Here is a 22,629-nt window from a genome sequence, read left to right as displayed (position 1 = left end):
GTCCGACTCCGAATAGAAAGAAGCCCCATCGGGGCTTCTTATTGGGTCGCACCGCTCCGCCGTTGGGGCTCCGCATGGCTACTTGGCCACGTAATCGTGCGGCGGGTGCAGCGGATGCTCAGGCTCCTCGGCAGCCACGGCCGTGTTCGCACCCGGCACTGCCTTGCGCGCAAACAGGGTGTACATGGTGGGCACCACAAAGATCGTGAGCAGCGTGCCCAGCGACATGCCTCCCACAATCACCCAGCCGATCTGCGTGCGCGTCTCGGCGCCAGCGCCTGAAGCCAGCGCGAGCGGGATGGCTCCCAGCACCATGGCGCCGGTGGTCATCAGGATGGGGCGCAGGCGCTGGGCCGAGGCCTTGACGAGCGCATCCACCATCTCCATGCCTTGCTCGCGCAGCTGGTTGGTGAACTCCACGATCAAGATGCCGTGTTTGGTGATGAGCCCCACCAGCGTGATCAGCCCGATCTGCGAGTACACGTTGAGCGAGCCGCCGCTCCACTTGAGCGCCAGCAGCGCACCAATCATCGACAGCGGCACCGAGACCATGATGACCAGCGGGTCGATGAAACTCTCGAACTGCGCGGCCAGCACCAGGAAGATAAAGACCAAAGCCAGTACGAAGACGATGCCCAGCGCCCCCTGCGAGCTCTTGAACTCGCGCGAGGTGCCGTTGAGTTCGGTGGTGTAGCCGGGCTTGAGCACTTTCGCCGCCGTGGCGTCCATGAAGCTCAGCGCCTCGCCCAGCGAGTAGTCAGGCGACAGGTTGGCCGTGATGGTGGCCGAGCGGCGCTGACCAAAGTGGTTCAGCTCGCGCGGGCTCACGCTTTCGCGCACGTTGACCAGGCTGGACAGCGGGATCATGGCTTCGTTGCGGCCGCGCACGTAGATGGTGTCGATGTTCTCGGGTGTGGTGCGGCCCCTGGCCTCGGTCTGCACGATCACGTCGTACTGCTCGGCATCGCGCTTGTAGCGCGTCACTGTGCGCCCTCCCAACATGGTCTCGATGGCCTTGGCCACCACATCCACGCTCACGCCCAGGTCGGCGGCGCGTTCGCGGTTGACTTCGATGCGCAGCTCGGGCTTGTTCAGCCGCAGGTCCACGTCAGGGCCGACGATGCCGGGGTTCTGCGCGATCTCGGCCATGAAGGCGTTGGTGACGGCGTTGAGGTTTTCGTAGCTGTCCGAGGTCTGGATCACGTAGGTGAGCGGACGCGAGCGAAAGCCCTGACCCAGCGACGGCGGCGTGATGAGAAAGGCGTTGACGCCAGGCAAGCCCGACACCTTGGGCTGCAGCTCGCGCGCCAGCTCCAGCGTGGTGCGGTCACGCTTCTCCCAATCCACAGTGCGGTAAATCACGCTGCCCTGGGCCACGGTGGGGTTGCCGATGTTGGCGAAGATGCGGTCGAACTCGGGGTAGTCCTGGCCGATCTTTTCCAGCTCCAGTGCGTAGCGGTTGGTGTAGTCCAGCGTGGCGCCGTCGGGGGCGGTGACGCTGGCCAGGATGGTGCCCCGGTCTTCCAGCGGCGACAGCTCTTGCCGCATGCTGGGGTACACCACCACCAGCGCCGCACCACTCACCGCCATCACCGCCAGCACGATCCAGCGGGCCTGGAAGATGGCGCCGCGCACACCCCCGCGCTCGCTGCCCTTGGCCGACCAGCGGGCCGTCACCAGCCACCGCAAAAGGCGGCCATAAGCGTCTGACAGAGACGTGAGCCAGCGCTCCATCGAGCGGTCGAACCAGTTGGGCTTCGGGTTGTGCTTGAGCAGTAGCGAACACATCATGGGTGACAGCGTCAGCGCCACGAAGCCGGACACCACCACCGCGCCCGCCAAGGCCAATGCGAATTCCACAAACAACCGGCCTGTGCGGCCCGGGGTAAAGGCCAGCGGGGCATACACCGCCACCAGCGTGAGCGTCATGGCCACGATGGCAAAGCCGATTTCGCGCGCGCCCTTGATGGCGGCTGAGAACGGGTCCAGCCCTTCCTCGATGTGGCGGTAGATGTTCTCCAGCATCACGATGGCATCGTCCACCACCAGGCCGATGGCCAGCACCAGCGCCAGCAACGTGAGGGTGTTGATCGAAAAACCCGCCAGCGACATCAGCGCAAAACTGCCCACCAGGCTCACCGGGATGGTGATGATGGGAATGATGGACGCGCGGAAGGTGCGCAGAAACACGAAAATCACCAGGGCCACCAGCACCACGGCCTCGGCAATGGTGGTGTAGACGCTTTTGATGGACCGGTCGATGAACAGCGAGTTGTCGTTGGCAATGTCGATGCCGATGTCCGGTGGCAGGTCGGCCTTGAGCGTGGGCAGCATGGCGCGCACGCCCTGCGACAGCTCCAGCGGGTTCGCGGTGGCCTGGCGGATCACGCCCACGGAAATGGCTTCGCGCCCGTTCAGGCGCACGCGGCTGCGGTCGCTGGCGGCGCCCTCTTCCACCCGCGCGACGTCGCGGATTCGGACCGGGAAGCCGTTCACGGTGCGGATCACCACCTCGGAAAACTGCGACGGCGTGGCCAGGTCGGTCTGTGAGGTAACGCTGAACTCGCGCTGCTGCGACTCGATGCGGCCTGCGGGCAGCTCCAGGTTGTTGCGGCGGATGGCGTCTTCCACGTCCTGCGTGGTCAGGCGGTAGCCCGCCAAACGCTCGGGGTCCAGCCACACGCGCATGGCGTATTTCCGCTCGCCGTAGATGGGCACATCGGCCACACCGGTCACCGTCTGCAGCCGCGGCTTGACGATGCGGTTGATAAGGTCGTTGATCTCCAGCGGCGTGCGTGTCTCGCTGCTGAAAGCCAGCCACATCACGGGCGAGGCATCGGCCTCCACCTTGGCGATCACGGGCTCATCCACAGCATCGGGCAGGCGGTTGCGCACCCGCGCGGTGCGGTCGCGCACCTCGGCGGCGGCGTTGTCGGCGTCTTTCTCCAACCGAAAGCGCACGCTGATCTGGCTTTGCTCGGCCCGGCTGATGGAGGTGATGACGTCCACCGCGTCAATGCCCGCAATGGAGTCTTCGAGCGGCTTGGTGACCTGGGATTCGATCACCTCGGCCGACGCGCCCGCATAACGCACGCTGACGGTGACCACGGGTTCGTCGATCTTGGGGTATTCGCGCACCGACAGGCGCGTGAAGCTCACGGCGCCGATCAGCAGCACCAGCAGCGAGAGCACGGTCGCAAAGACCGGTCGGCGTATCGATATTTCAGCGAGTTGCATGGCAGTCCTGGAACTTCATCGATCACGCAGGATGGCGTGGGCTGCCTTGTGGTGCGCGGCCGGGCGTGCCCGCAAGCTGGCAAGGATTAGGGCCGGGCAACGGCGCCACTACGGCATTGGCCGATGCTGCAGTGGCAGTGGCAGCGGTAGCAGCATTGGCAACGGGTGCGGCTGCCATCGGCTGCGCCGCTGCGCGGGGGCTGCTGGCGCTGCCAGCCCCAGTGGGCGCTGGTGCATCGGTCGGTGCCACGGCACCTGCAGCACGGTCTGCACCTGCCGCCCCGGCCGAGGCGGCTGCGCGCGCTGGTGATGGCGCGCCGCCATTGCTCTGCTTGCCTGGCTTGCCCAGTTCCACCACACGCACTGGGGTGCCATCCTTTTGGATGCGCTGCTGGCCTGCGGTCACCACCACATCTCCCATGGCCAGACCATCCACCACTTCCACAAACCCGGGGGTGCGCGCACCCAGCTTGACGGGTGTGCGCCGCGCCACGCGGCTGCCAGGCTCCTTGCCATCCACAATCTTGAACACATACGGGCTGCTGCCGTCGGGCACGATGGCTTCCTCGGGGATCACCCGGGCATCGCTGCGCTCTGAAAACACGGCCGTCACGCGCGCAAACATGCCGGGGCGCAGTTGCAAGCGCCGGTTGTCAATGCAGCCGCGCACCACCACCGAGCGGCCATCGGCGTCAATCTGGGGGTTGATGGCCTGCACCACGGCGCTGTAGCGCACGCCGGGCAAGGCGTCGAACGCCACCTGGGCGGTCTGGCCCGTGCGGACCTTGCTCTGCAAACGCTCGGGCAGGCGGAAGTCCACATACACCACATCCAGGTCTTCGACATTGACGATGTCGGCACCGTCCTTGAGGTAGTCGCCCACGTTCACCCCGCGAATACCGGCGATGCCGTCAAACGGCGCCACGATCTTCAGGCGCGAGGCCGTGGCCTGCGCCAAGGACAATTTGGCCCGCGCCACTTCGAGGTTGGCGGCACTTTCATCGACCGAACGCTGGCTGATGAAGCCCTGGGCTACCAGTTCCTGATTGCGCTTGTGGTTGGCCTGGGCGATGGAGAGCTCGGCCTGGCTCTGCTGCACCTGGGCGCGGGGCAACTGGTCGTCAAACTGCACCAACACCTGCCCGCGCCGCACGCGCTCGCCGTCGCGAAAGTTGAGCGCCGTGATGCGACCGCTCACCTCGGGGCGCAGCACCACGCTCTGGCGCGACCGCAGACTGCCCACGGCCTCGGCATCGTCGCGCAAGGCCATCTGCCGCACGGCCACGGCCTCTACCGCCACGGGGCGGCCTGCGCCCCCCCCCTTGGCCGCCGTACCAGCTGGCGCGGCGCTACCCCTGCCGTCGGCAGGCGCCTCGCTGCGCACGGACTGGGCCGGTTTCTGAAGCCACCAGGCTGCGCCCGACGCGGCAGCGATGCCGATGACAGCGAAAAAGATGTATTTGTTCTTGGACGCCATGGATCAATGAAGCGGGTGATGTGGGGAAGGCAGCCAAACAATGTATCAGTGCGTGTCTTGCGCTGCAGCAATCCTTGGCATACCCACAAGGGCAATTGCGGCAGATTTACGCAGGCTTTACATGCTGCAGAGACAAAAAAAGCCCCGGAGGGGGCTTCTGATGCCGTGGTGCACAGACGCTGCGCACCGATAGACGCCCACCGTCACCCACGCCCCAGGGCTTTTTCGACACCCCGGTTGGCCAGTGCATCGGCCCGCTCGTTGCCTGGATCGCCCGAATGCCCTTTCACCCAGCGCCATTCGATACGGTGGCCAGCCGTGCTCACCAGCGCGTCCAGCCGCTGCCACAGCTCCACGTTCTTGACCGGCTGCTTGGAGGCCGTGCGCCATCCCTTGGCCTTCCAGCCGTGAATCCACTCGGTGATGCCCTTGCGTACATATTCGCTGTCGAGGTACAGCGTCACGGCGCAGGGGCGCTTCAAGGCCGACAGCGCCTCGATCACGGCCATCAGCTCCATGCGGTTGTTGGTGGTGCCCAGCTCACCCCCAAAAAGCTCTTTTTCAGTCGATCCCGAACGCAACCATGCACCCCATCCCCCAGGGCCGGGGTTGCCCTTGCAGGCGCCATCTGTGTATATCTCTACCTGGTTCAAACTGTGTTCCTGTCTCTGTCGTCGCTGTCTGTGAATATGCGCGAGGTGCTGCCCGTTGCACCCGCCGGGCCTGCCCGGTTGGCAATGGGCACTGTGGAGGCGGCACGCTGTCGGCTGGACCGCCAGGCGGGCTCCAGCAAACGCATGCCGTGAACCCGCTTGACCGCCACCAGAAAATAGGCCGCGCCAAAAATGGGCCACCACCGCTCGCCCAACGGGTCCATGAAACCAAAACGCTCCAGCCACTGGGTGCTGCGCACCGCCGGACGATAACAGCCAAACTGGGCCGACTCGACCTCAAAACTCAAAAGCCTGAGCCAGTCGCGCAGGCGCCGGTAGCCAATGAACTCGCCCACATCCGGCAGGTATAGAGTGCCCCCACCCAGACGCTGGATCATGCGGGCACGCCACTGGCGCAGCCCCCACAGGCTGGTCGGGTTCAGCCCGCTGATGACCACCCGGCCCTCAGGCACGAGCACGCGCTCCACTTCACGCAGGGCGGCGTGGGGGTCAATGCTCAACTCCAGGGTATGGGGCAACACCAGCAGATCCAGGCTCGCTGCCGCAAACGGCAAGGCCACGGGCTCTGTCAGCAGATCCACCGCGCGGCGCTGCAGGGGGGCATCGCCATTACCGGTCTCCAGAAAGGCGATGGAACCCCGCACCGCCTCCTGCCCCAGCGCCAGCCATTGGTGCGGCATGCGGTTGGTGCGAAGGCCATCCAGCAAGGGCATTCCAAGCTGCAGGCTGTGGTAGCCAAAGATATCGGCCACCGCCTCATCGAAGCGCGCCTGCTCCCACGCCAGCAGGTACCGGCCCGGCGGGGAATCGAACCAGTGGTGCAAACCTATAATTTGATCGCTCATGAACTTGCTGCCGCTGCCCGCCTTTACCGACAACTACATCTGGATGCTGCACGACGGCCGCCAGGCGATCGTTGTGGACCCGGGAGATTCCGCGCCTGTGCTGCAGGCCCTGCAGCACCTTGGCGTGCAGTTGAAGGCCATTCTAGTCACGCACCACCATGCCGATCATGTCGGCGGTGTGGATGCAGTGCGCAGCGCCACCGGCGCCGTGGTCTACGGCCCCGCACGCGAGAAAATCCCCGAGCCGCTGCACCGCCTGGCGCACGGTGATGCCGTGGAAACCATGGGACTTCGGTTCGAAGTCATGGATGTGCCTGGCCATACCGCTGGCCACATTGCCTACTACTGCCCCGACATCGACGGGGAGCCCCTGCTGTTCTGCGGCGACACGCTTTTTTCGGGCGGCTGTGGCCGGCTGTTTGAAGGCACGCCCGCCCAAATGCTGAACTCCCTGGACCAGCTGGCGGCGTTGCCCGGCAACACCCGCGTATGCTGCACCCATGAGTACACCCTCTCCAACCTGAAATTTGCGCGGGCCGTGGAACCCGGCAATGCGGCCTTGCTCCACTACAGCAGCCAGTGCGAAGCACTGCGGGCCCGCCACCAGCCCACACTGCCGTCGCGCATGGCCCTGGAGCAAGACATCAACCCCTTCCTGCGCGTGCGACAGCCTGCAGTGGCCCAGGCGGCCCATGGCTACGACGCAAAGGTGAATCAAGACGATGCCGTGGCGGTACTGGCCGCACTGCGTCAATGGAAAAACGAGTTTCGATGAAAATTTTGCACATCGCCTGCCTGGCGTGCGCGCTCTGGCTCACGGGCTGCGCCACCACCGGGCCTTCGCAGGACAGCGCGGCTGACAGCGCACCCTCCACACCCACCGGTGCACCACCCCGGACCGCACACACCCCCGTCATCCCCAACGGCCCGCTCAGGCCCATCACCGCCGCGCAGGCCTCCAGCGGCGAGGTCGCATCGCTCTCGGCCCCCGCCGACCTGTGGGACCGCATCCGCCGAGGCTTTGCCATGCCAGACCTGCAGCACGAACTGGTGCAGGACCGCGAGCAGTGGTACGCCACGCGACCCGACTACATGCAGCGCATGACCGAGCGCTCCAGCAAGTACCTTTTCCATATCGTTGAAGAGCTGGAGCGACGCGGCATGCCCACCGAGCTGGCGCTGCTGCCCTACATCGAAAGCGCGTTCAACCCGCAGGCTGTGTCCAGCGCCAAGGCGGCCGGCATGTGGCAGTTCATGCCCGCCACCGGCAACTATTTCGACCTCAAGCAGAACGCCTTCCGCGACGACCGCCGCGATGTGCTCGCCTCCACGCGCGCTGCACTCGACTACCTGCAAAAGCTCTACGGCATGTTTGGCGACTGGCACCTGGCCCTGGCCGCCTACAACTGGGGCGAAGGCAGCGTAGGCCGGGCCATTGCCCGCAACCAGAAGCAGGGACTGGGCACCAGCTACACCGACCTGAACATGCCGGCCGAAACCCGCATGTATGTGCCCAAGCTGCAGGCCGTGAAGAACATCGTAGCCAACCCCGAGGCCTTCCGCACCGAGCTGCCCCTCATCGAAAACCACCCCTATTTCCAGACGGTGGACATCACCCATGACATCGACGTTGCGCTGGTGGCCACGCTGGCAGGCATTCGCGAGGAAGATTTCCGCGCGCTGAACCCGTCGTTCAACAAGCCTGTCATTCTGGCTGCCGGTACGCCACAAATCCTGCTGCCCTGGGACAACGCCAAGGTGTTCCAGCGCAACCTTGAAGCGCGCCGCGAGGGCCAGTATGCAAGCTGGACCGTGTGGTCCGTGCCCTCCACCATGACGGTCTCCGAAGCCGCGCAGCGGGCAGGCATGAGCGACAACGACCTGCGCAGCATTAACAACATTCCTCCCCGCATGCTGATCAAGGCAGGCTCGGCGTTGATGGTCCCGCGTTCATCCGCCATCCGGCAGGACGTCTCCTCGCACCTGGCAGACAACGGCCAGGTCGCTTTCTCGCCAGAGATCGTGACCCGCCGCACCACGGTGCGAGCCCGCAAGGGAGAAACCGTGGCCAGCATTGCCCGGCGCTACAAGCTCAGCGCTGCCAGCGTGGCCGACTGGAACGACGTGCGCGCCAGTGCGGCTTTCAAGCTGGGCGAGCAGGTGGTCGTGTACCTGCCCGTGCGACAGGCCGCGCAGGCGCGTGGCACGGTGGCCCGCTCCGGTTCTGACAAGCGCTCGGCTGCTGCGCCTGTACGCCGAGGGGGAACCCCCTCCAAGGTCAAGCGCCGCTAAAACGCCATTGGAACGCCGCGGGCAACGCGCAAGAAGGCGTCACCAGGCGCCTCAGAACTTCAGCGAGTGCATGCCCAGAAGCCCCAGTATGCCCATGATGATGAGGTACAGCGCCACGATGGTGCTGAGCAGACGGGGCATGACGAGGATGAGAATGCCCGCGATCAAAGAGACAAGCGGGCCGATGCTGAGGGTAAAAGACATGGAGCAATCCTGGTGAGGTAGATGACTGGTAGGCCGAGGCTACGGCAAACCGAACGCCGACGAATGTAAGCCATCTTCCCGACCCGGATGCCGACGCATTGCGACAGCGCGCGGCATCCACTGATCAATCTGGGTCCTGCACTGCCACCGCTCCTCTGCGGTTACCCCCAAAGTGGCCCAGCGGGTATCCGGCGCGCAAGCTCAGACGTTGAATTTCTGCCGCGCCTTGCGCACGAAATCGTTGGTGTAGGTGCGTGCCAGCTCCACCTTGAAATCCGCCAACTCGGGGTGCACGCGCGAGAGCACGCGCAAGGCCGTGGCTGCGCCATCGTCGGGCATCATCCCGTGGGTCGAATAGGTCTCGCGCACCCGGCTGAAGGCCGCCAGATACAGCCCCCGGTCTCCCATCAGGTAGCCCGGAGGCACCGCCTTGACAAGGTCTGCCGGGGCAGCGGTCTGCAGCCATTTGAGGGCATGCACGATGCCGTTGGCCAGTGCCTGGGCCTGGGCGGCATGTTTTTGCAGGAAGGGCTGCGGCGCATAAAGACAGCTGGCTGGCAGGGCGCCGCCAAACATCTCCTGCGCGGCCTTGAGTGAGCGCATGTCGCCCGCAATGCGTGTGTCTGCCTTCTGCTCCAGCAGCGTCATGATCGGGTCGGCATGGCACAGCGCATGCACCTGTCCGGAACGCAGCGCATTCATCGCGGCCATACCAGAGCCCACGCCCACAAACGCCACGTCACGCGGCCCCATGCCCGCTCGGGCCAGCACCACGCTGGCCGCCAGGTGCGTAGACGACCCTACCGATGACACGCCAATGCGCCGTCCCTGCAGATCCGCCAGATCCTTGTACGCAGGCAGCGAGCGTTGCGAAACCCCCAGCGCCAGTTGAGGCGCACGCCCCATCACCACCAGCGAGCGGTAGGACTGGCCACGCACCTGCTGCCGGATGGTGTGCTCGAAGGCTCCGGCACAGACATCGGCCCCACCCTCCTGCACCGCCTGCAGGGCCAGGGCGCCGGCCGAAAAATCGCGCACTGTCACGTCCAGGCCTTCCGCCTTGAAGTAGCCCAGCTGGTCGGCCAGCGCCAGCGGCAGGTGGTAGAGCACGCCCTGCCCGCCCACGGCAATGGTGACGTTGCCCAATGCTGCTGCCCCCTCTGCCTGCGCCCGCACAATGGCAGGCGCAAACACCCCCGCCGCCGACAGGGCGGAGACGGCGCCAAAGGCGCGGCGGGTGAGCAATGGGCGGGTCATGGAAATCCGTGAGAATCAGTGGAAGCAGCAATGCTGCATTGCAACAATCGTGCCCCAGAGCCCAAAAACCCGCATCAGGGGGAATCCCTGCGGGTTTCTACGTACCAGGGTTGAAAGAAACTGGAGCCCGACCAGCAGCCCCCCAAAAGAGTGACGCCAGCCCTTCTTCAAAGGCCGGGCTGGCAAAGATCAGCGGTAGCCGACGAACAGGATGCCGAGATTGACCAAAAACGCTGCGGCCCAGACCACACTGCGCACGGTGGGCATGTCGGACACGTACATCATGATGTAGAAGATGCGCAGCATGACGTACAGCAGCGCCAACATGTCCAGCAACGTCTGCCCCGCCCCGAGCAGGTGCGCGATGATCACGGCACCGATGAAGAACGGCAAGCCTTCGAAACTGTTGGCCTGCGCCGCATTGGCGCGGGCCCGCCAGTCGGTCTGCCGAGCCATCCAGGCGCGGGGGTCGCGGTTGTCAAAGCCACCGTCCTTGCGCGACTTGCCGAAGCTGCCACTCTTGGCCAGCCAGGCGCAGCCCATGGGAAGCAGGGCTGCGATCAGCACGCACCAGTAGGCCACTGTGAACCGTGCGACATGCATGGTGGTATTCATTTTTAAGCCTTTTTGGGCTCTAGCGCTTGATACACAAGCGCTAGCAGCTATTAAATTGTGAGTATTCTAGCCGCCGCAGGTACAAATTTCGCGAACAACCACCTAGCGGCGATCCACCAGCGCATGCGCAATCGTGCCCAGGTCCACATACTCCAGCTCGCTGCCCACGGGCACGCCACGCGCGAGCCGTGTCACGTGCAGCCCCCGGCTCCTGAGCGCCTCGCTGATCACATGGGCCGTGGCCTCGCCTTCGGCATTGAAGTTGGTCGCCAAAATGACCTCTTGCACCGTGCCATCGGTGGCCCGGTCCATGAGCTTTTGCAGGCCTATTTCCTTGGGGCCAATGCCATCGAGGGGGCTCAGCCGCCCCATCAGCACAAAGTAAAGCCCCTTGAACGCCCCCGTGCGCTCCAGCGCCGACTGATCGGCCGGTGTCTCGACCACGCAAAGCCGCGTCGCATCGCGCTCAGGGTCCAGGCAGGTACTGCACACCTCGGCCTCGGTGAACGTGTGGCAGCGCGCGCAATGGTGCACGGTGCCCACCGCATCGCCGAGCGCCCGCGATAAGGCCAGCGCCCCCTCCCGATCATGCTGCAGCAAATGAAACGCCATGCGCTGCGCAGACTTCACCCCCACCCCCGGCAAGCGGCGCAGCGCCTGGATCAGAACGTCGAGGGAGTTGGTGGTGGACATGGACAGACTAGAGGCGATGCGCGTGACGTTGTAGGGAGCGGCGGAGCCAGGCTTCGACAAGCTCAGCCCAAACGGATGTAGGGAAGAACAACAGGTGCTCGCCCTCTGCCTTCACACCCCACCCTCAAGGGCGTAGCGAGCGGGATGAGCTGCTAGGCGGACGGAGCACAGGAACCGGAACGTACTTCCTGTACGTGAGGATTCCGAGCACCGCCCAACGACGCAGATCGCCCGCTCGGTAGCCAACCCTCAGAAAGGGAATTTCATGCCGCCGGGGAGGCCTGGCATGCCTTGGGTGAGCTTGCCCATCTTCTCCGAAGAAGTCTCTTCCGCCTTGCGCACCGCGGCATTGAACGCCGCAGCAACGAGGTCTTCCAGCATGTCCTTGTCTTCGGCCAGCAGGCTCGGGTCGATGGTGATGCGCTTGACGTCGTGCTTGCACGTCATCACCACTTTCACCAGGCCCGCGCCCGATTCACCTTCCACCTCGATGAAGGCCAGCTCGTCCTGCGCCTTCTTGAGGTTGTCCTGCATCGCCTGGGCTTGCTTCATGAGGCCTGCAAGTTGTCCTTTGTTGAACATGGTGTGGTTTCCTTTGCTTTCTTTCTGGTTGATCGATTCCCACGAAGGGACAGAGATTCGGTATCCGAGATGCACGGTATTGTGCTGTGCAATGTCAGCGGCCGTCGAAACTGGCACGCGCCAATCCAGTGCACTCGTGGAGCTGGCTTTGCCAGGCCACCGAGTGCGTCCCCCTCCCGCGAAGCAAGAGAGGGGGAACGCGCCGAAGGCGACTCAGGGGGCGCTTCATCTCACGCAGGCTTGATGCTACCCGGCACGATTCTCGCGCCATAGTCGCGCACCAGCGACTGCACATAGGGGTCGTTGTTCACAATCTCCTCAGCACGGCGCTGGCGCTCGGCAGCGGCAGCGGCATTGCGGCGGGCAGGGCTGTCAATGACGTGGCCCACCTCCACACTGATCTGGGTGGCATGGCCAGCAGCCTCCAGCGCGGCGCGCAGGCGCTCGCGTGCAGTAGGCTGGTTCAGCGATTCACGCTCCACACGCAGCAACCAGTGCCCCCCATCGCGCGCCACCAGTTGCGACTGCAGGGCCAGTTCGCGCACCAGGGCGGTAATCGATTCTGCCGCCACCATCTGCTGCACAGTGGCATGCCAGACATCGCCCTCCTCGGTGGGCGTGTAGCGCGCAGAGACGGGCGTTGGCGCAGAAAGCGGCAACGGTTGCAGACGCTCCCCTGGTTCGGGCGATTCACGCACCGGGATTGCTACATATTCAGGAGCGCCTTGCGCATGCTGAGGTTGCGCTGGGTGCTTATTTTTTCCAAATCTCTCGGGCGTACGCACCGGCAGTGCCGTGGCGGCGGAGTTTGCAGGTGATGCAGCACCCGGCTCTTCCGAGCCTGGCCAGGGTGGTGGCTCCGCAGAGTCCACGGATTCGCCGGGTTCTGCAGAAATCTCCGGTGGCAATGCTGGCGAAGCACCTGCTGCAGGCGCTGCGGGAGGCACCGCTGGTGGCACCTGAGAAGCAGGCGCGGGCGTCGGCGCCGTTCGCGCCACGGGGGCTGGCACCGCCACGGCAGCCGCTGCGGGAGCGGCAGAAACCGCAGCTGGTGGGCTGGAAGACGCCGCTTCAGCCCGCGTCAGAGTTTTTTTTTCAGCCGATTCGCCAACGCCGCCAACACCGCTTACAGGCTTGAACGCCAGCAAGCGCAGGAGCACCATGGTCAGTGCCGCGTACTCATCGGGCGCCAGACCCAGTTCACCGCGCCCGTGCAGGCACAGGCTGTAGAGCAGCTGGGTTTCGTCAGCAGGCATCAGCGCGGCAAGACGGGCCGTTTCTGCGGCCTCGGGGTCGTCGGCATCCACGGCGCCTGCCAGCTGCGGCACGGCCTGGAACACCGCCATACGCTGCAGCACGGCGCTCATTTCTTCGAGCGTGGAGGCGGCCGACAGGCCATTGAGACGCAGCGTGTCCGAGGTTTCCACCACGGTCTTGCCGTCGCCCTCGGCCAACGCGCCGATGAGGCGGAACACGTAGGAGCGGTCCACCGCGCCCAGCATCTGGCGCACGGCGGCTTCCTGCAACTGGCCGCTGCCAAAAGCGATGGCCTGGTCGGTGAGCGACAGTGCATCGCGCATGGAGCCCCGCGCGGCGCGCGACAGCAGCCGCAGAGCCTGGGGCTCGGACGATACGTTTTCCGACGCCAGCACCTGCGTGAGGTGGCTCAGGACCGTCTCGGGCGCCATGGGCCGCAGGTTGAACTGCAGACAGCGGCTCAGCACCGTCACCGGCACCTTCTGCGGGTCGGTCGTGGCCAGCACGAACTTGAGGTATTCAGGAGGCTCTTCCAGCGTCTTGAGCATGGCGTTGAACGCCGTGTTCGTGAGCATGTGCACTTCGTCGATCATGAAGACCTTGAAGCGGCCCTGCACTGGCTTGTAGACCGCCTGCTCCAGCAGGCTCTGCACCTCATCCACACCCCGGTTCGATGCAGCATCCAGCTCGGTGTAATCCGGGAAGCGACCACTGTCGATATCCGTACAGGCCGAGCACACGCCGCAGGGTGTTGCGGTGATGCCGCCCTGACCGTCGGGCCCCTGGCAGTTGAGCGATTTGGCCAGAATGCGCGACACCGTCGTCTTGCCCACACCCCGCGTGCCTGTGAACAGGTAGGCATGGTGCAGGCGCTGTGTGTTGAGCGCATTGGTGAGGGCCTGCACCACATGCTCCTGCCCCACCATTTCGGTGAAATTGCGGGGGCGGTACTTGCGGGCGAGCACGAGGTAGGACATTCGGCAGATTCTACGGGCTGTGCCGAGTGTCCTTCCAGCGCCCACGGCAGCGGGGCTGTTCAGAAAAGTGCATCCGCATCCGTCGTACAATCGACGGTGACGGGCCTCCTCGCATGGTGAAGCGGCCAACCGGGTCAGGTGGGGAACCAAGCAGCCCTAACTGTGGAGTCAGTGCCGGGGGTAAGGCTCGTCAACTTCTTTTTTTGCGCTGTCGCGCAGCCCCCTCCCATAGGCGACATCCTTCGCGATGTCCTCTTGCCTGGCGAGGCCAGGCCCTTCGCCTCAGGCGCAAGCACCTTTCGTTCAGCGTGTTCAAGTTCCGGCAGCTTGGCGCAGCCAGTGCAGCGCGCCCAACCCCGCCACGCGGCCACTGGCCAAGCTGGCCGTGAGCAGATAGCCCCCGGTGGGCGCCTCCCAATCGAGCATTTCGCCCGCGCAGAACACGCCCGGTATGGCATGGGCCATGAGGTGCGTGTCCAGCGCCTCAAATGCCACACCACCGGCGGTGCTGATGGCTTCGTCGATGGGCCGTGTGGCCACGACCGTGATGGGCAGTGCCTTGATGGCGTGTGCCAGAGCCACAGGGTCGTTCATGCCGTCTTTACCCAGGTGTTCATACAGGATGCCCGCCTTGATGCCATCGAGCCCCAGACGGCTCTTGAGGTGGCTGGACAATGAACGTGATCCGCGTGGATGGCGCACTTCCACCAGCACGCGTTCCGGCGTGTGGTCGGGCAGCAAATCCAGATGAAAAGTGGCATGGCCGTGGGCCTCGATCTCATCGCGCAGCAGGTGCGACGCGGCGTAGACCAGGCTGCCCTCGACGCCTGTCGCTGTGGCCACGAATTCACCCCTGCGGCTGAACGTGCGGCCCTGGCTGTCGGTGAAAGCCAGCGCCACCGTCTTGAAGGGCTGGCCTGCAAAACGCTCGACAAAATGGGGCGTCCAGCCCACAGCGGGAACGGGGGTGCGGCCGATCAGCTCCTGCAAGAACGCGCGGCGCGTCTCACCCGCCGGCGCATCGGCGCGCAGCACGTCAAAACCACAGTTGGAGGGCCGCAGCGGCGCCACAGCCACACCGCGCTGCGCCAGCAGCGGCACCCAGGCACCATCCGACCCCAGGCGTGCCCAGCTGCCGCCGCCCAGCGCCAACACCACCGACCTGGCGGCCACTGGCACCTCGCCCGCAGGGGCTGCAAAACGCAGGGCACCGTCGTCCGACCAGCCCAGCCAGCGGTGTCGCATGTGGAACACCACGCCCTGCCCGCGCAGGCGCTGCAACCAGGCGCGCAGCAAGGGCGCGGCCTTCATGTCGGCGGGGAACACGCGGCCGGAGGTGCCCACGAAGGTCTCTACACCCAGGCCTTGCGCCCAGGCCCGGACCTCGGGCCCACCAAATTCCTGCAGCAAAGGTTCGAGCTGAGGCTGGCGCTCTGCATACCGGCTGACAAACGGAGCATGGGGCTCGGAATGTGTGAGGTTGAGCCCGCCCTTGCCCGCCAGCAGAAACTTGCGCCCCACCGAAGGCATGGCGTCGAACAGATGAACGGCCACCCCCGCCTGGGCCAGCACCTCGGCCGCCATCAGGCCCGCCGGGCCACCGCCGACGATGGCCACATCGCACGGCAAAGTCCCCGCAGGCAGGGCTGGTGCGACGGGTGAATCGGAAGGAGAAAGGGTGTGAGACACGGGAGAACCTTGCTAAAAGTGGGGGCGTTGCGCGGGTTGGAAGCCCTGGGTGCGGGTCAAAACAAAGAGCCTTGCGCAGAATATGCAGGCCCCGGCGTGGGGCGCGGACGCTCGGGCTTTGCCGGGGCACCCGGCGCAGCGGGGGCGAGAGTATGCCCGAGGGCGGCAAGGGTGGGCCCGCCCCCTGCCCGCACCAAACGCCCATCGCCTGTGAGAAAGGCCGCGTGCACGGCCTCGCCCGGCATCAGGGCCTGTACGGCTTCTTGGTAGCGCTGCAGTTGCGCCACCAGCGCTTGCTGGCGCTGAGGCTGGGCGGCGCTTTTGTAGTCGAGCACCCACCAGCCTGCCACGGCGTCATCTGCAGACAGGGCACGGCGCAGCACCAGCCGGTCGATGCGCAGGCTTTGGCCCTGGTAATGCAGCGGGGCTTCGTTGATGGCGGTCTGCACCTGCTCCGGGTCCCACGCCCAGGCGCCCTCCCCGGCCAGGATGCCCTGTGCCATGCGGGCTGCCAACTCGGCCGCTGCAGGGGCAATGTCGTGGTCGCTGGCCAGCCGGGCGATGCGCGCAGCAGGCCAGCCGTGGGCGCGCAGGTCGGCCAGCGGGGCACCGGCCACACCGGCCTGCTCCAGCAGCTGGTGCATGGCGTCACCCTGACGTGACAGGGGGGTGGACTCCGCGTCGCCAGGCATGGCAACGGGCGTAGCACTGGTGGGGTCGGCGGCTGCAGCACCCGGTTTGGTGCGGGCGCTTTGCAGGGCTTCGGGCAGGGGGTGCAGCGCGGCGATGGTGAAGGTGTCGGGGGTCGCACCGGCTCCAGCGGAAAGCGCAGGGGCCGTGCCCGTGTCCACCTCGGTCACCAGTGGTGCCAGTCGGTTCCACCAACTGCCCGGCGCCGAATTGCTGGGCAATACGGACGACAGCGCCAGGCAATGTTTGGCGCGCGTCATGGCCACGTAGAGCATGTTCAGCTCTTCGCGGCTGCGGGCCTGCTGCTCGGAGGCCAGCGCGGCTTCTGCGCTGGGCGGCGGGTTCGATTCGCTGGCCAGAAAGACAAAGGCCGAGGGCACGGCCTGCTCGCCAGGCCAGTCCACCAGCACACCCATGGTCTCGGCTTTTTGCGGGCGGGTGTCGGTGTCCAGCAGCAGCACGCAGTCGGCCTCCAACCCCTTGGCGCCGTGCACCGTCAGCAGGCGAACGGCCTGCGCATCGGCCCGGCCGGGGGCGCGCACGCCGCCCTTCTTCATGGCCCGCACAAACGCATAGGGCGTGAGGTAGCGGCCGCCATCGTGCTGCAGCGATGCCGCCAGCAGCGCGCGCAGGTTGGCCTGCACTGCCTGGCGCTGGGTGACCGGGGCAGCAGCGGCGAAGCGGGCCAGCACGTCGCCGTGCTCGTAGATGGCATGCAGCGCATCGTGCGGCGGCAGGCCACTCACCCAGTCTTGGTATTGAGTCAAAACAGGCCCCAGCGCTTTCAAGTCAAGCGCAAGCAGCTCACTTTTTAATAGCAAATCGAACCAGCTGCAGCCCGCATGCTCCGGCTGGCGGCGCAGCACGGCCAAGGCCACCAGCGCATCATCGCCCACGCCAAACAACGGCGACTTGAGCGCGCGGGCCAGTGACAGGTCGTGCGTCGGCGAGACCAGTGCATCCAGCAGCGCCACCATGTCCTGCACCTCGGGTGCGTCGAACAGGTCGGCCTTTTCAGGCTGCACACAGGGCAGGTGCAGGGCGCGCAGGGCGTCTTGCATGCTGGCCAGGCGATCACGCTTGCGGGCCAGCACCAGCACCTCTTTGGGCGGGGTGCCGTTGGCAATCTGCGCGGCCACCCAGGCAGCGGCCTGCGTGCACTCGCGCATGCGCTGGGTTTCTTCGGCCTCGTGCCGGGGTTCGGTCAGGCTGTCGCGCCAGGCCAGCGGGTCGCGCGCTGCGCCCTGGCCATCGTCGTCCGCGTCGGTGATGGCGGGCAGGCGCAGCAGCTGGCCTGTATGTTTCGATTCAGTGGTGTGATCGCGGAAACCGCTGGTCTCTTGCTGCGCCTGGGCCTGGCCCATGACGGCGTTGACCGCGGCAATCACGCCCTGTGCGTTGCGGCGCGTGTGATCGCAGCTGAGCAGGTCGCCGCGCAGCCCATCGCGCACAAACGCCTGCGCAGCGATGAACACCTGTGGTTCGGCGCGGCGAAAGCGGTAGATGCTCTGCTTGGGGTCGCCCACGATGAACACGCTGGGCGCGGCCGAACCACCGCCCGAGCCCGCATAGCCGGACAGCCACGCGTGCAGCGCCTGCCACTGCAGCGGGTTGGTGTCCTGGAACTCATCGACCAGCAAGTGGCGGATGCGCGCGTCCAGCCGCTCCTGCACCCAGCCACTGAGCACCGGGTCGGCCAGCATGACCAGGGCCGTGCGCTCCACATCGTTCATGTCCACCCAGCCGTGCTGCTGCTTGACGGCCACAAACTGCGCAATCAGGCAACGCGCCAGCCGGGCCATGCGCTGCTGGTGCTGCCAGGCGTCGTGCTGGCGGCGGGCGGTGAGCAGGCGCTGCAACTCGGGCTCGGCCTCCTGCGCGGCGGGGAACTTCTCCAGGTTCTTGGAGAGGCGGTCTTCCTTGGCCACAAACATCGCTTTGCGCAACATGTCCAGGCGCTGGTTCAGGTCGGTGCAGGCCAGCGCCTCGATGATAGCGTCCGCCGCCTTCTGCGGGGTCTTGTTGGCCTCTGCGCCCAGGGCGCTGGCGCGGCTGCGCCAGCGTTGCAACGCGGCTTCGGTCTGCAGGGCCTCGGCGGGCTCGGCCAAGGCGGCCAGATCGGGGTACGCGAGCTGGAATGGTGGCACCGACGCATCCACCACGCCTGCCTCGTCGGCCAGATCAAACTCCACCCGCTTGGCCAGCGCTGCCGCTAGGGCCTTGTGGGTTTGCGAGCGGCCGTGGCGAGCCACCACGGCTTCGTAGTCGGCACGCAGGCTGGCGCTTTCGGCCACGGTCTGCAAGAACGGGGGCCAGACCTCGCGCACGGCCTCGGCATCGTCTTCGAGCAGCTCAAAGTGCGCGGGCAGGCCCTGTTGCTGCACCAGCGCCAGCGGGGCTGTGCCCAGCAGCGCGGCAAACCAGCTGTGGAAAGTGCGGATTTGCACCGGGCGGCCCGCTTCGAGCAGCTGGCGGTATAGATTTTGTAGCGCCTCGCGCTTTTCCAGCGCGCCTTGGGGGCTGATTCCGCGTGCAATCAGCTCGGCCGTAAGCTCTTCCAGCGGCTTGTGGCTGAACTGCTCCAACCATTCTTGCAGGCGCTGGCGCATCTCGCCCGCGGCCTTTTTGGTGAAGGTGATGGCCAGGATCTCGTGCGGCGCGCAGCCGTCGAGCAGCGCTCGCAGCATGCGCGAGACCAGCATCCAGGTCTTGCCCGCCCCCGCGCAGGCCTCCACCGCCACGCTGCGTGCGGGGTCGCAGGCAATGGCGTAGAAGGCTTCGCGCGAAACGGGGCGGCCGTTGTGTTCGTAGGCGGCCTGGGTGGGTTGTGGAATGCTGACGGTCATGGCGTCTCTTGCGCGGGCAACGCCTGTTCGGCGTCCGCCCAGTAGTCTTTGCGGCACAGGCCGCGCACGGCGCAGAACTCGCACACCGAGCCCTCGCCCAGCGCGGGCAGCGGCGCACCGGCGGCGATGCGGGCCATGTCGTGCTGTATGCCTTCGATGAGCACATCGCGCAGGTGCACCACCTCGTCCTGTTCGTGTATCTGTGTCTCGCCGCGCTCGCCCACGTTGACGTAGGCAGCGCGCAGGGTATCGTGGCTCAGCAGGGCGGCGTAGAAGGCCAGTTGCGTGTCCTCCGCTCCGCTCTTGATGCGCTGGCGGGTCACGCTGTCGCTTTCGGTTTTGTAGTCAATCACCAGCACCGTGGGCTCGCCGGTAGACGAGACACCATCGATGCGGTCGAGGGTGCCGACCAGCTCCAGATCGCCCAGCGGCTGGCGCGCCTTGACCTCGGCCTGGCGGAAGGTGGCGCCCTGCTGCTCGTGCCCTGCCAGCCATTGCAGGTAGCCGTCGCGCAGTTGCGCCCAGCCTGCGGCAAAGGGCAGAAAGTCTCCGTCTTGCAACCGCTGTTCGCGGGTGACAGCCTCGGCGGCGGCGTCCATGCGGGTGCGGCGCTCGTCCGGGTGGTCGGTGGGCTCAGCCAGCAACGCCTCGTGAAAGTTTTGCAGCACGGCGTGCAGCCAGTTGCCAAAGTCGCGCTTGTCCACTTCGGCATCCAGTTCCTCGGCCTCGCGCAGACCCAGCTGGCGCTGTGCAAAGAAGCGGTACGGACAATGGCGCAGGTCGGAATACGCGGTGGACGACAGATGCGCCACCGGCAACGCCTGGCCCACGGGCTGGGGACGCAGTGTGGGGGTGGCGGCCACGGCACGGGCCGCACGGTCGTCCGTGCCGGGTGTAGCGGCGCCATCCAGTTGCAGGGCCAGCACCAGGGCGCTGGCCAGCAGGGGCTCGCCGCCCTCATCGCCGGTGCGCCACAGCACGTCCACCACGGGCGTGCGCAGGGCGTGGGCCCAGGCGGCCCGCTGGGCGGCTTCGAGCGACTGGCGTGTGGGCAGGCCCCAGGCCTCGCGCTGAGCCTGCGACCAGTCGCCCGCAGGCTCCGGCGCGGCTTGCAAACGCTTTTCATCGCAGCCCGGCAGCACGGCGGCGGCAAAGGGACGGGCCAGCAGTTGCGGCAGGGGCACCACCACCACGGGCGCATCGGCGGCCTGTGCGGCCACGTAGCGCCCGGCTTCGAGCACGTCCTTGGCCCATCGGGTGAATTCGGCCAGCGTCATGCGCCGGCCCGCGCTGTCACCCCAGGCGTCCAGCTCGGCCTGCTGGCCGTCTTGCAGGCGCAGGGCAGCCAGCACACGCATGCCGGCCGGGTCGGCCGAGAGTCCTTGCCACTGGCCCGCCTGCTCCAGCACGGCGCGCAGGGCGAGCAGCCACTTCGCCAGCGGGCGCGCAGTGCGCAGGGTGTCGCGCCAGGCCTCCACGGCGGCCACGGTGCGGGCCAGGTGGGGCTGCGCACTCAGATCCCGCGCGGTGGCGGCGCTCCAGTGCTGCACCACGCCCTTGCGCAGCCATTGCTCCAGCCGATTCACCTCGCCTGGCATCAGCGCAGGGGTGTGCTTGATCCAGTCCAGCACCTCGTTGGATGATGCGTTCCACGCCGCAGCCTGAAGCGCGGCCATGACCCGCGAAGCGGCGCGTGTGGTCGAGAGAATCCAGCCACTTTCATCGCGCACCAGCACACCGCTGCTGTCCAGGTGGGCGAGCACGCGGCGGATCAGTGCGCGGTCGGTGGCGGCCAGCGCGACGGGCACCCGGCCATCTCGCACGTGGGCCAGCACGCAGGCAGCGGCGCGGTGGGCTTCGTCTTCGGCATCGGTGGCGGCATGCAGAGAGCGTTTTGGCGGCGCGGGAGCTTCATCGACCAATGCTGGCAGCGCAACACAAGCCCCCTGCTCGCCCCAATGGGCCAGCAGGGCCTGGGGCAGCGCGTCGGATTGAAAGCCTTCGAGCACCACCAGCGCATCCACCGCCGCGCGCACACCGGGCTCGAACAGCACATCGGTGGCGTGGCGCGAGGCCAGCACCCATTCCAGCGCCAGGCGCGCCACCAGGGCCTCGTAATGCAGACTGCTGCCTTCATCGGCGGTGGCCAGCAGTTTACGGGCCTCGTCGCCCCAGGCCGCGCGCTGCGCCGGGGGCACAGCGGCCACGGCGGTGGCCAGTTGGGCGGCGGCTTCTTGCAGGGGCGTGGCCAGCATCTCGCGCTGGGCGCCCTGCCCCACACGATCGAGCAAGGCGCGGGCCGTGAGGGTGTCGCGCGCCACGTCGCCCGCAAAGTCGTCGGCCGAAGGCTCAAACACCTGCAACTGGCGAGCCCAGTTGCGGGTGGTTTCAAAGCGCGGCGCAAAGCCTTGCGGAAACTGCAGCGCCCAGTGGCGCTGGGCCCAGGGCATGAGCTGGGCGTAGGGCACCAACACCACTGTGCGCGCCAAATGGGCGCCATGGGCCTGGGCATGTGCGGCCACCAGGGCCAGAGCACGTTGCCACAAGGCGGTGCTGGCGACAGCAAACCCACTGGTTTGATCGCTTTTCGCTATGACTGTCATAGCGTCGCAAGGCCCGGCCACACCGGTGAACGTGGGATTGGTTTCTGTCACAATGCCCAGACTTTAAACGTACACCGGTCACAACCCGCTCAAAATCAAGGAATCCGCCATGGCCAGCGAACTTATCAAACATGTCTCTGACGCCAGCTTTGAAGCCGACGTGCTGCAACCCGGCTCCGCCGTGCTGGTGGACTACTGGGCCGAATGGTGCGGCCCCTGCAAAATGATTGCCCCCATCCTGGACGAAGTGGCAGGCACCTACCAGGGCAAGCTGCAGATCGCCAAGATGAATGTGGACGAAAACCGCGAGATCCCCGCCAAGTTCGGCATTCGCGGCATTCCCACACTGATGCTGTTCAAGGACGGCCAGCTGGCCGCCACCAAGGTCGGCGCCATGAGCAAGGCGCAACTGACCGCCTTCATCGATCAGCAACTGGCCTGATCCGCTCCCACAACCCCGCGCCTGCCCATGCACGCGGGGTTGTTTGTTTTCACGACACCACTTGCAGCGCCAGACACAGACCGAATTCGGATCCCGTGAATCTCCCGCTTTTTTTCCTGTCATAATTCCTTCAGATCACCGGCCTGCACGCATTGGCAGCCGGACCGAGATCCCCGGCGAGCCAGACCTGCAAACAGCAGCCCATCTGGCACCAGCCCTCCTCCCCCAAGATTCATACCAGCTCCGCCA

16 protein-coding genes and 1 other RNA gene are annotated in these 22,629 nt (G+C 66.2%); 4 read left to right on the top strand and 13 right to left on the bottom strand.

What is annotated here, in order from left to right; all coding sequences use genetic code 11:
• Positions 1-78: 78 nt before the first annotated feature.
• The 4 genes from C8C93_RS04095 to C8C93_RS04080 all read right to left on the bottom strand — a co-directional run bounded on the left by C8C93_RS04095 (position 79) and on the right by C8C93_RS04080 (position 6,233).
• Positions 79-3,237: an efflux RND transporter permease subunit gene (locus tag C8C93_RS04095; RefSeq protein WP_121505995.1), complete on the bottom strand. Its 3,159-nt coding sequence runs from the start codon at positions 3,235-3,237 to the stop codon at positions 79-81.
• A 22-nt stretch (positions 3,238-3,259) separates the two neighbouring features.
• Positions 3,260-4,714, bottom strand: coding sequence for an efflux RND transporter periplasmic adaptor subunit (locus tag C8C93_RS04090; RefSeq protein WP_121505994.1), 1,455 nt, complete (start codon positions 4,712-4,714; stop codon positions 3,260-3,262).
• 203 nt (positions 4,715-4,917) lie between these two features.
• The gene (rnhA, locus tag C8C93_RS04085; protein WP_055398194.1) at positions 4,918-5,367 is read right to left on the bottom strand and encodes a ribonuclease HI; all 450 of its coding nucleotides are present in this window, start codon (positions 5,365-5,367) and stop codon (positions 4,918-4,920) included.
• Positions 5,364-6,233, bottom strand: coding sequence for a class I SAM-dependent methyltransferase (locus C8C93_RS04080; RefSeq protein WP_233559237.1), 870 nt, complete (start codon positions 6,231-6,233; stop codon positions 5,364-5,366). The genes rnhA and C8C93_RS04080 overlap by 4 nt, the downstream gene beginning before the upstream one ends.
• Here C8C93_RS04080 and gloB point away from each other — a divergent pair.
• Together gloB and C8C93_RS04070 are read left to right on the top strand one after the other, a co-directional pair.
• Positions 6,232-7,008 carry a hydroxyacylglutathione hydrolase gene (gene gloB, locus C8C93_RS04075; RefSeq protein WP_121505993.1) on the top strand — a complete coding sequence of 259 codons (777 nt, stop codon included), beginning with the start codon at positions 6,232-6,234 and terminating at the stop codon, positions 7,006-7,008. The two genes, C8C93_RS04080 and gloB, sit on opposite strands and share 2 nt — an antisense overlap.
• Complete coding sequence (locus C8C93_RS04070; protein WP_121505992.1) at positions 7,005-8,525, top strand: transglycosylase SLT domain-containing protein; 1,521 nt, start codon at positions 7,005-7,007, stop codon at positions 8,523-8,525. The genes gloB and C8C93_RS04070 overlap by 4 nt, the downstream gene beginning before the upstream one ends.
• A gap of 51 nt (positions 8,526-8,576) precedes the next feature.
• Here the strand turns inward: C8C93_RS04070 and C8C93_RS04065 are convergent, their stop codons facing one another.
• The 6 genes from C8C93_RS04065 to dnaX all read right to left on the bottom strand — a co-directional run bounded on the left by C8C93_RS04065 (position 8,577) and on the right by dnaX (position 14,110).
• Entirely contained in the window at positions 8,577-8,729 is a 153-nt protein-coding gene (locus tag C8C93_RS04065) for a DUF3096 domain-containing protein (protein WP_082437438.1), read from the bottom strand.
• Positions 8,730-8,930: 201 nt separating this feature from the next.
• Entirely contained in the window at positions 8,931-9,986 is a 1,056-nt protein-coding gene (locus C8C93_RS04060; protein ID WP_121505991.1) for an ABC transporter substrate-binding protein, read from the bottom strand.
• 189 nt (positions 9,987-10,175) lie between these two features.
• Complete coding sequence (locus C8C93_RS04055; RefSeq protein WP_121505990.1) at positions 10,176-10,601, bottom strand: MAPEG family protein; 426 nt, start codon at positions 10,599-10,601, stop codon at positions 10,176-10,178.
• A 102-nt stretch (positions 10,602-10,703) separates the two neighbouring features.
• Complete coding sequence (gene recR, locus C8C93_RS04050; RefSeq protein WP_121505989.1) at positions 10,704-11,294, bottom strand: recombination mediator RecR; 591 nt, start codon at positions 11,292-11,294, stop codon at positions 10,704-10,706.
• A 249-nt stretch (positions 11,295-11,543) separates the two neighbouring features.
• Positions 11,544-11,876 carry a YbaB/EbfC family nucleoid-associated protein gene (locus C8C93_RS04045; RefSeq protein WP_055398201.1) on the bottom strand — a complete coding sequence of 111 codons (333 nt, stop codon included), beginning with the start codon at positions 11,874-11,876 and terminating at the stop codon, positions 11,544-11,546.
• 230 nt (positions 11,877-12,106) lie between these two features.
• On the bottom strand, positions 12,107-14,110 hold the full coding sequence (gene dnaX / locus C8C93_RS04040) for a DNA polymerase III subunit gamma/tau (RefSeq protein ID WP_121505988.1): 2,004 nt from the start codon (positions 14,108-14,110) through the stop codon (positions 12,107-12,109).
• Between the two features lie 98 nt (positions 14,111-14,208).
• Here dnaX and ffs point away from each other — a divergent pair.
• Positions 14,209-14,305: signal recognition particle sRNA small type (ffs, locus tag C8C93_RS04035), an RNA gene on the top strand.
• 117 nt (positions 14,306-14,422) lie between these two features.
• Here the strand turns inward: ffs and C8C93_RS04030 are convergent.
• From C8C93_RS04030 to C8C93_RS04020, 3 genes are all read right to left on the bottom strand, one after another.
• Complete coding sequence (locus C8C93_RS04030) at positions 14,423-15,754, bottom strand: TIGR03862 family flavoprotein (RefSeq protein ID WP_121508648.1); 1,332 nt, start codon at positions 15,752-15,754, stop codon at positions 14,423-14,425.
• Between the two features lie 101 nt (positions 15,755-15,855).
• Positions 15,856-19,335 carry an exodeoxyribonuclease V subunit beta gene (locus C8C93_RS04025; protein WP_121505987.1) on the bottom strand — a complete coding sequence of 1,160 codons (3,480 nt, stop codon included), beginning with the start codon at positions 19,333-19,335 and terminating at the stop codon, positions 15,856-15,858.
• Positions 19,332-21,938, bottom strand: coding sequence for a PD-(D/E)XK nuclease family protein (locus C8C93_RS04020; protein WP_121505986.1), 2,607 nt, complete (start codon positions 21,936-21,938; stop codon positions 19,332-19,334). Before C8C93_RS04020 ends, C8C93_RS04025 begins: the two co-directional genes overlap by 4 nt.
• Positions 21,939-22,047: 109 nt before the next feature.
• Here C8C93_RS04020 and trxA point away from each other — a divergent pair, with 109 nt between their 5' ends.
• Positions 22,048-22,380 (top strand): thioredoxin TrxA, encoded by a 333-nt coding sequence (gene trxA / locus C8C93_RS04015; protein ID WP_008906761.1) that lies wholly within the window; start codon positions 22,048-22,050, stop codon positions 22,378-22,380.
• Positions 22,381-22,629: the final 249 nt, after the last annotated feature.

The sequence above is a fragment of the Acidovorax sp. 93 genome, from assembly GCF_003633835.1.
Lineage (GTDB): Bacteria > Pseudomonadota > Gammaproteobacteria > Burkholderiales > Burkholderiaceae_C > Acidovorax > Acidovorax facilis.
The sequence above is the reverse complement of the archived record's forward strand: the minus strand, read 5'-3'. Positions and strand labels throughout refer to the sequence as shown.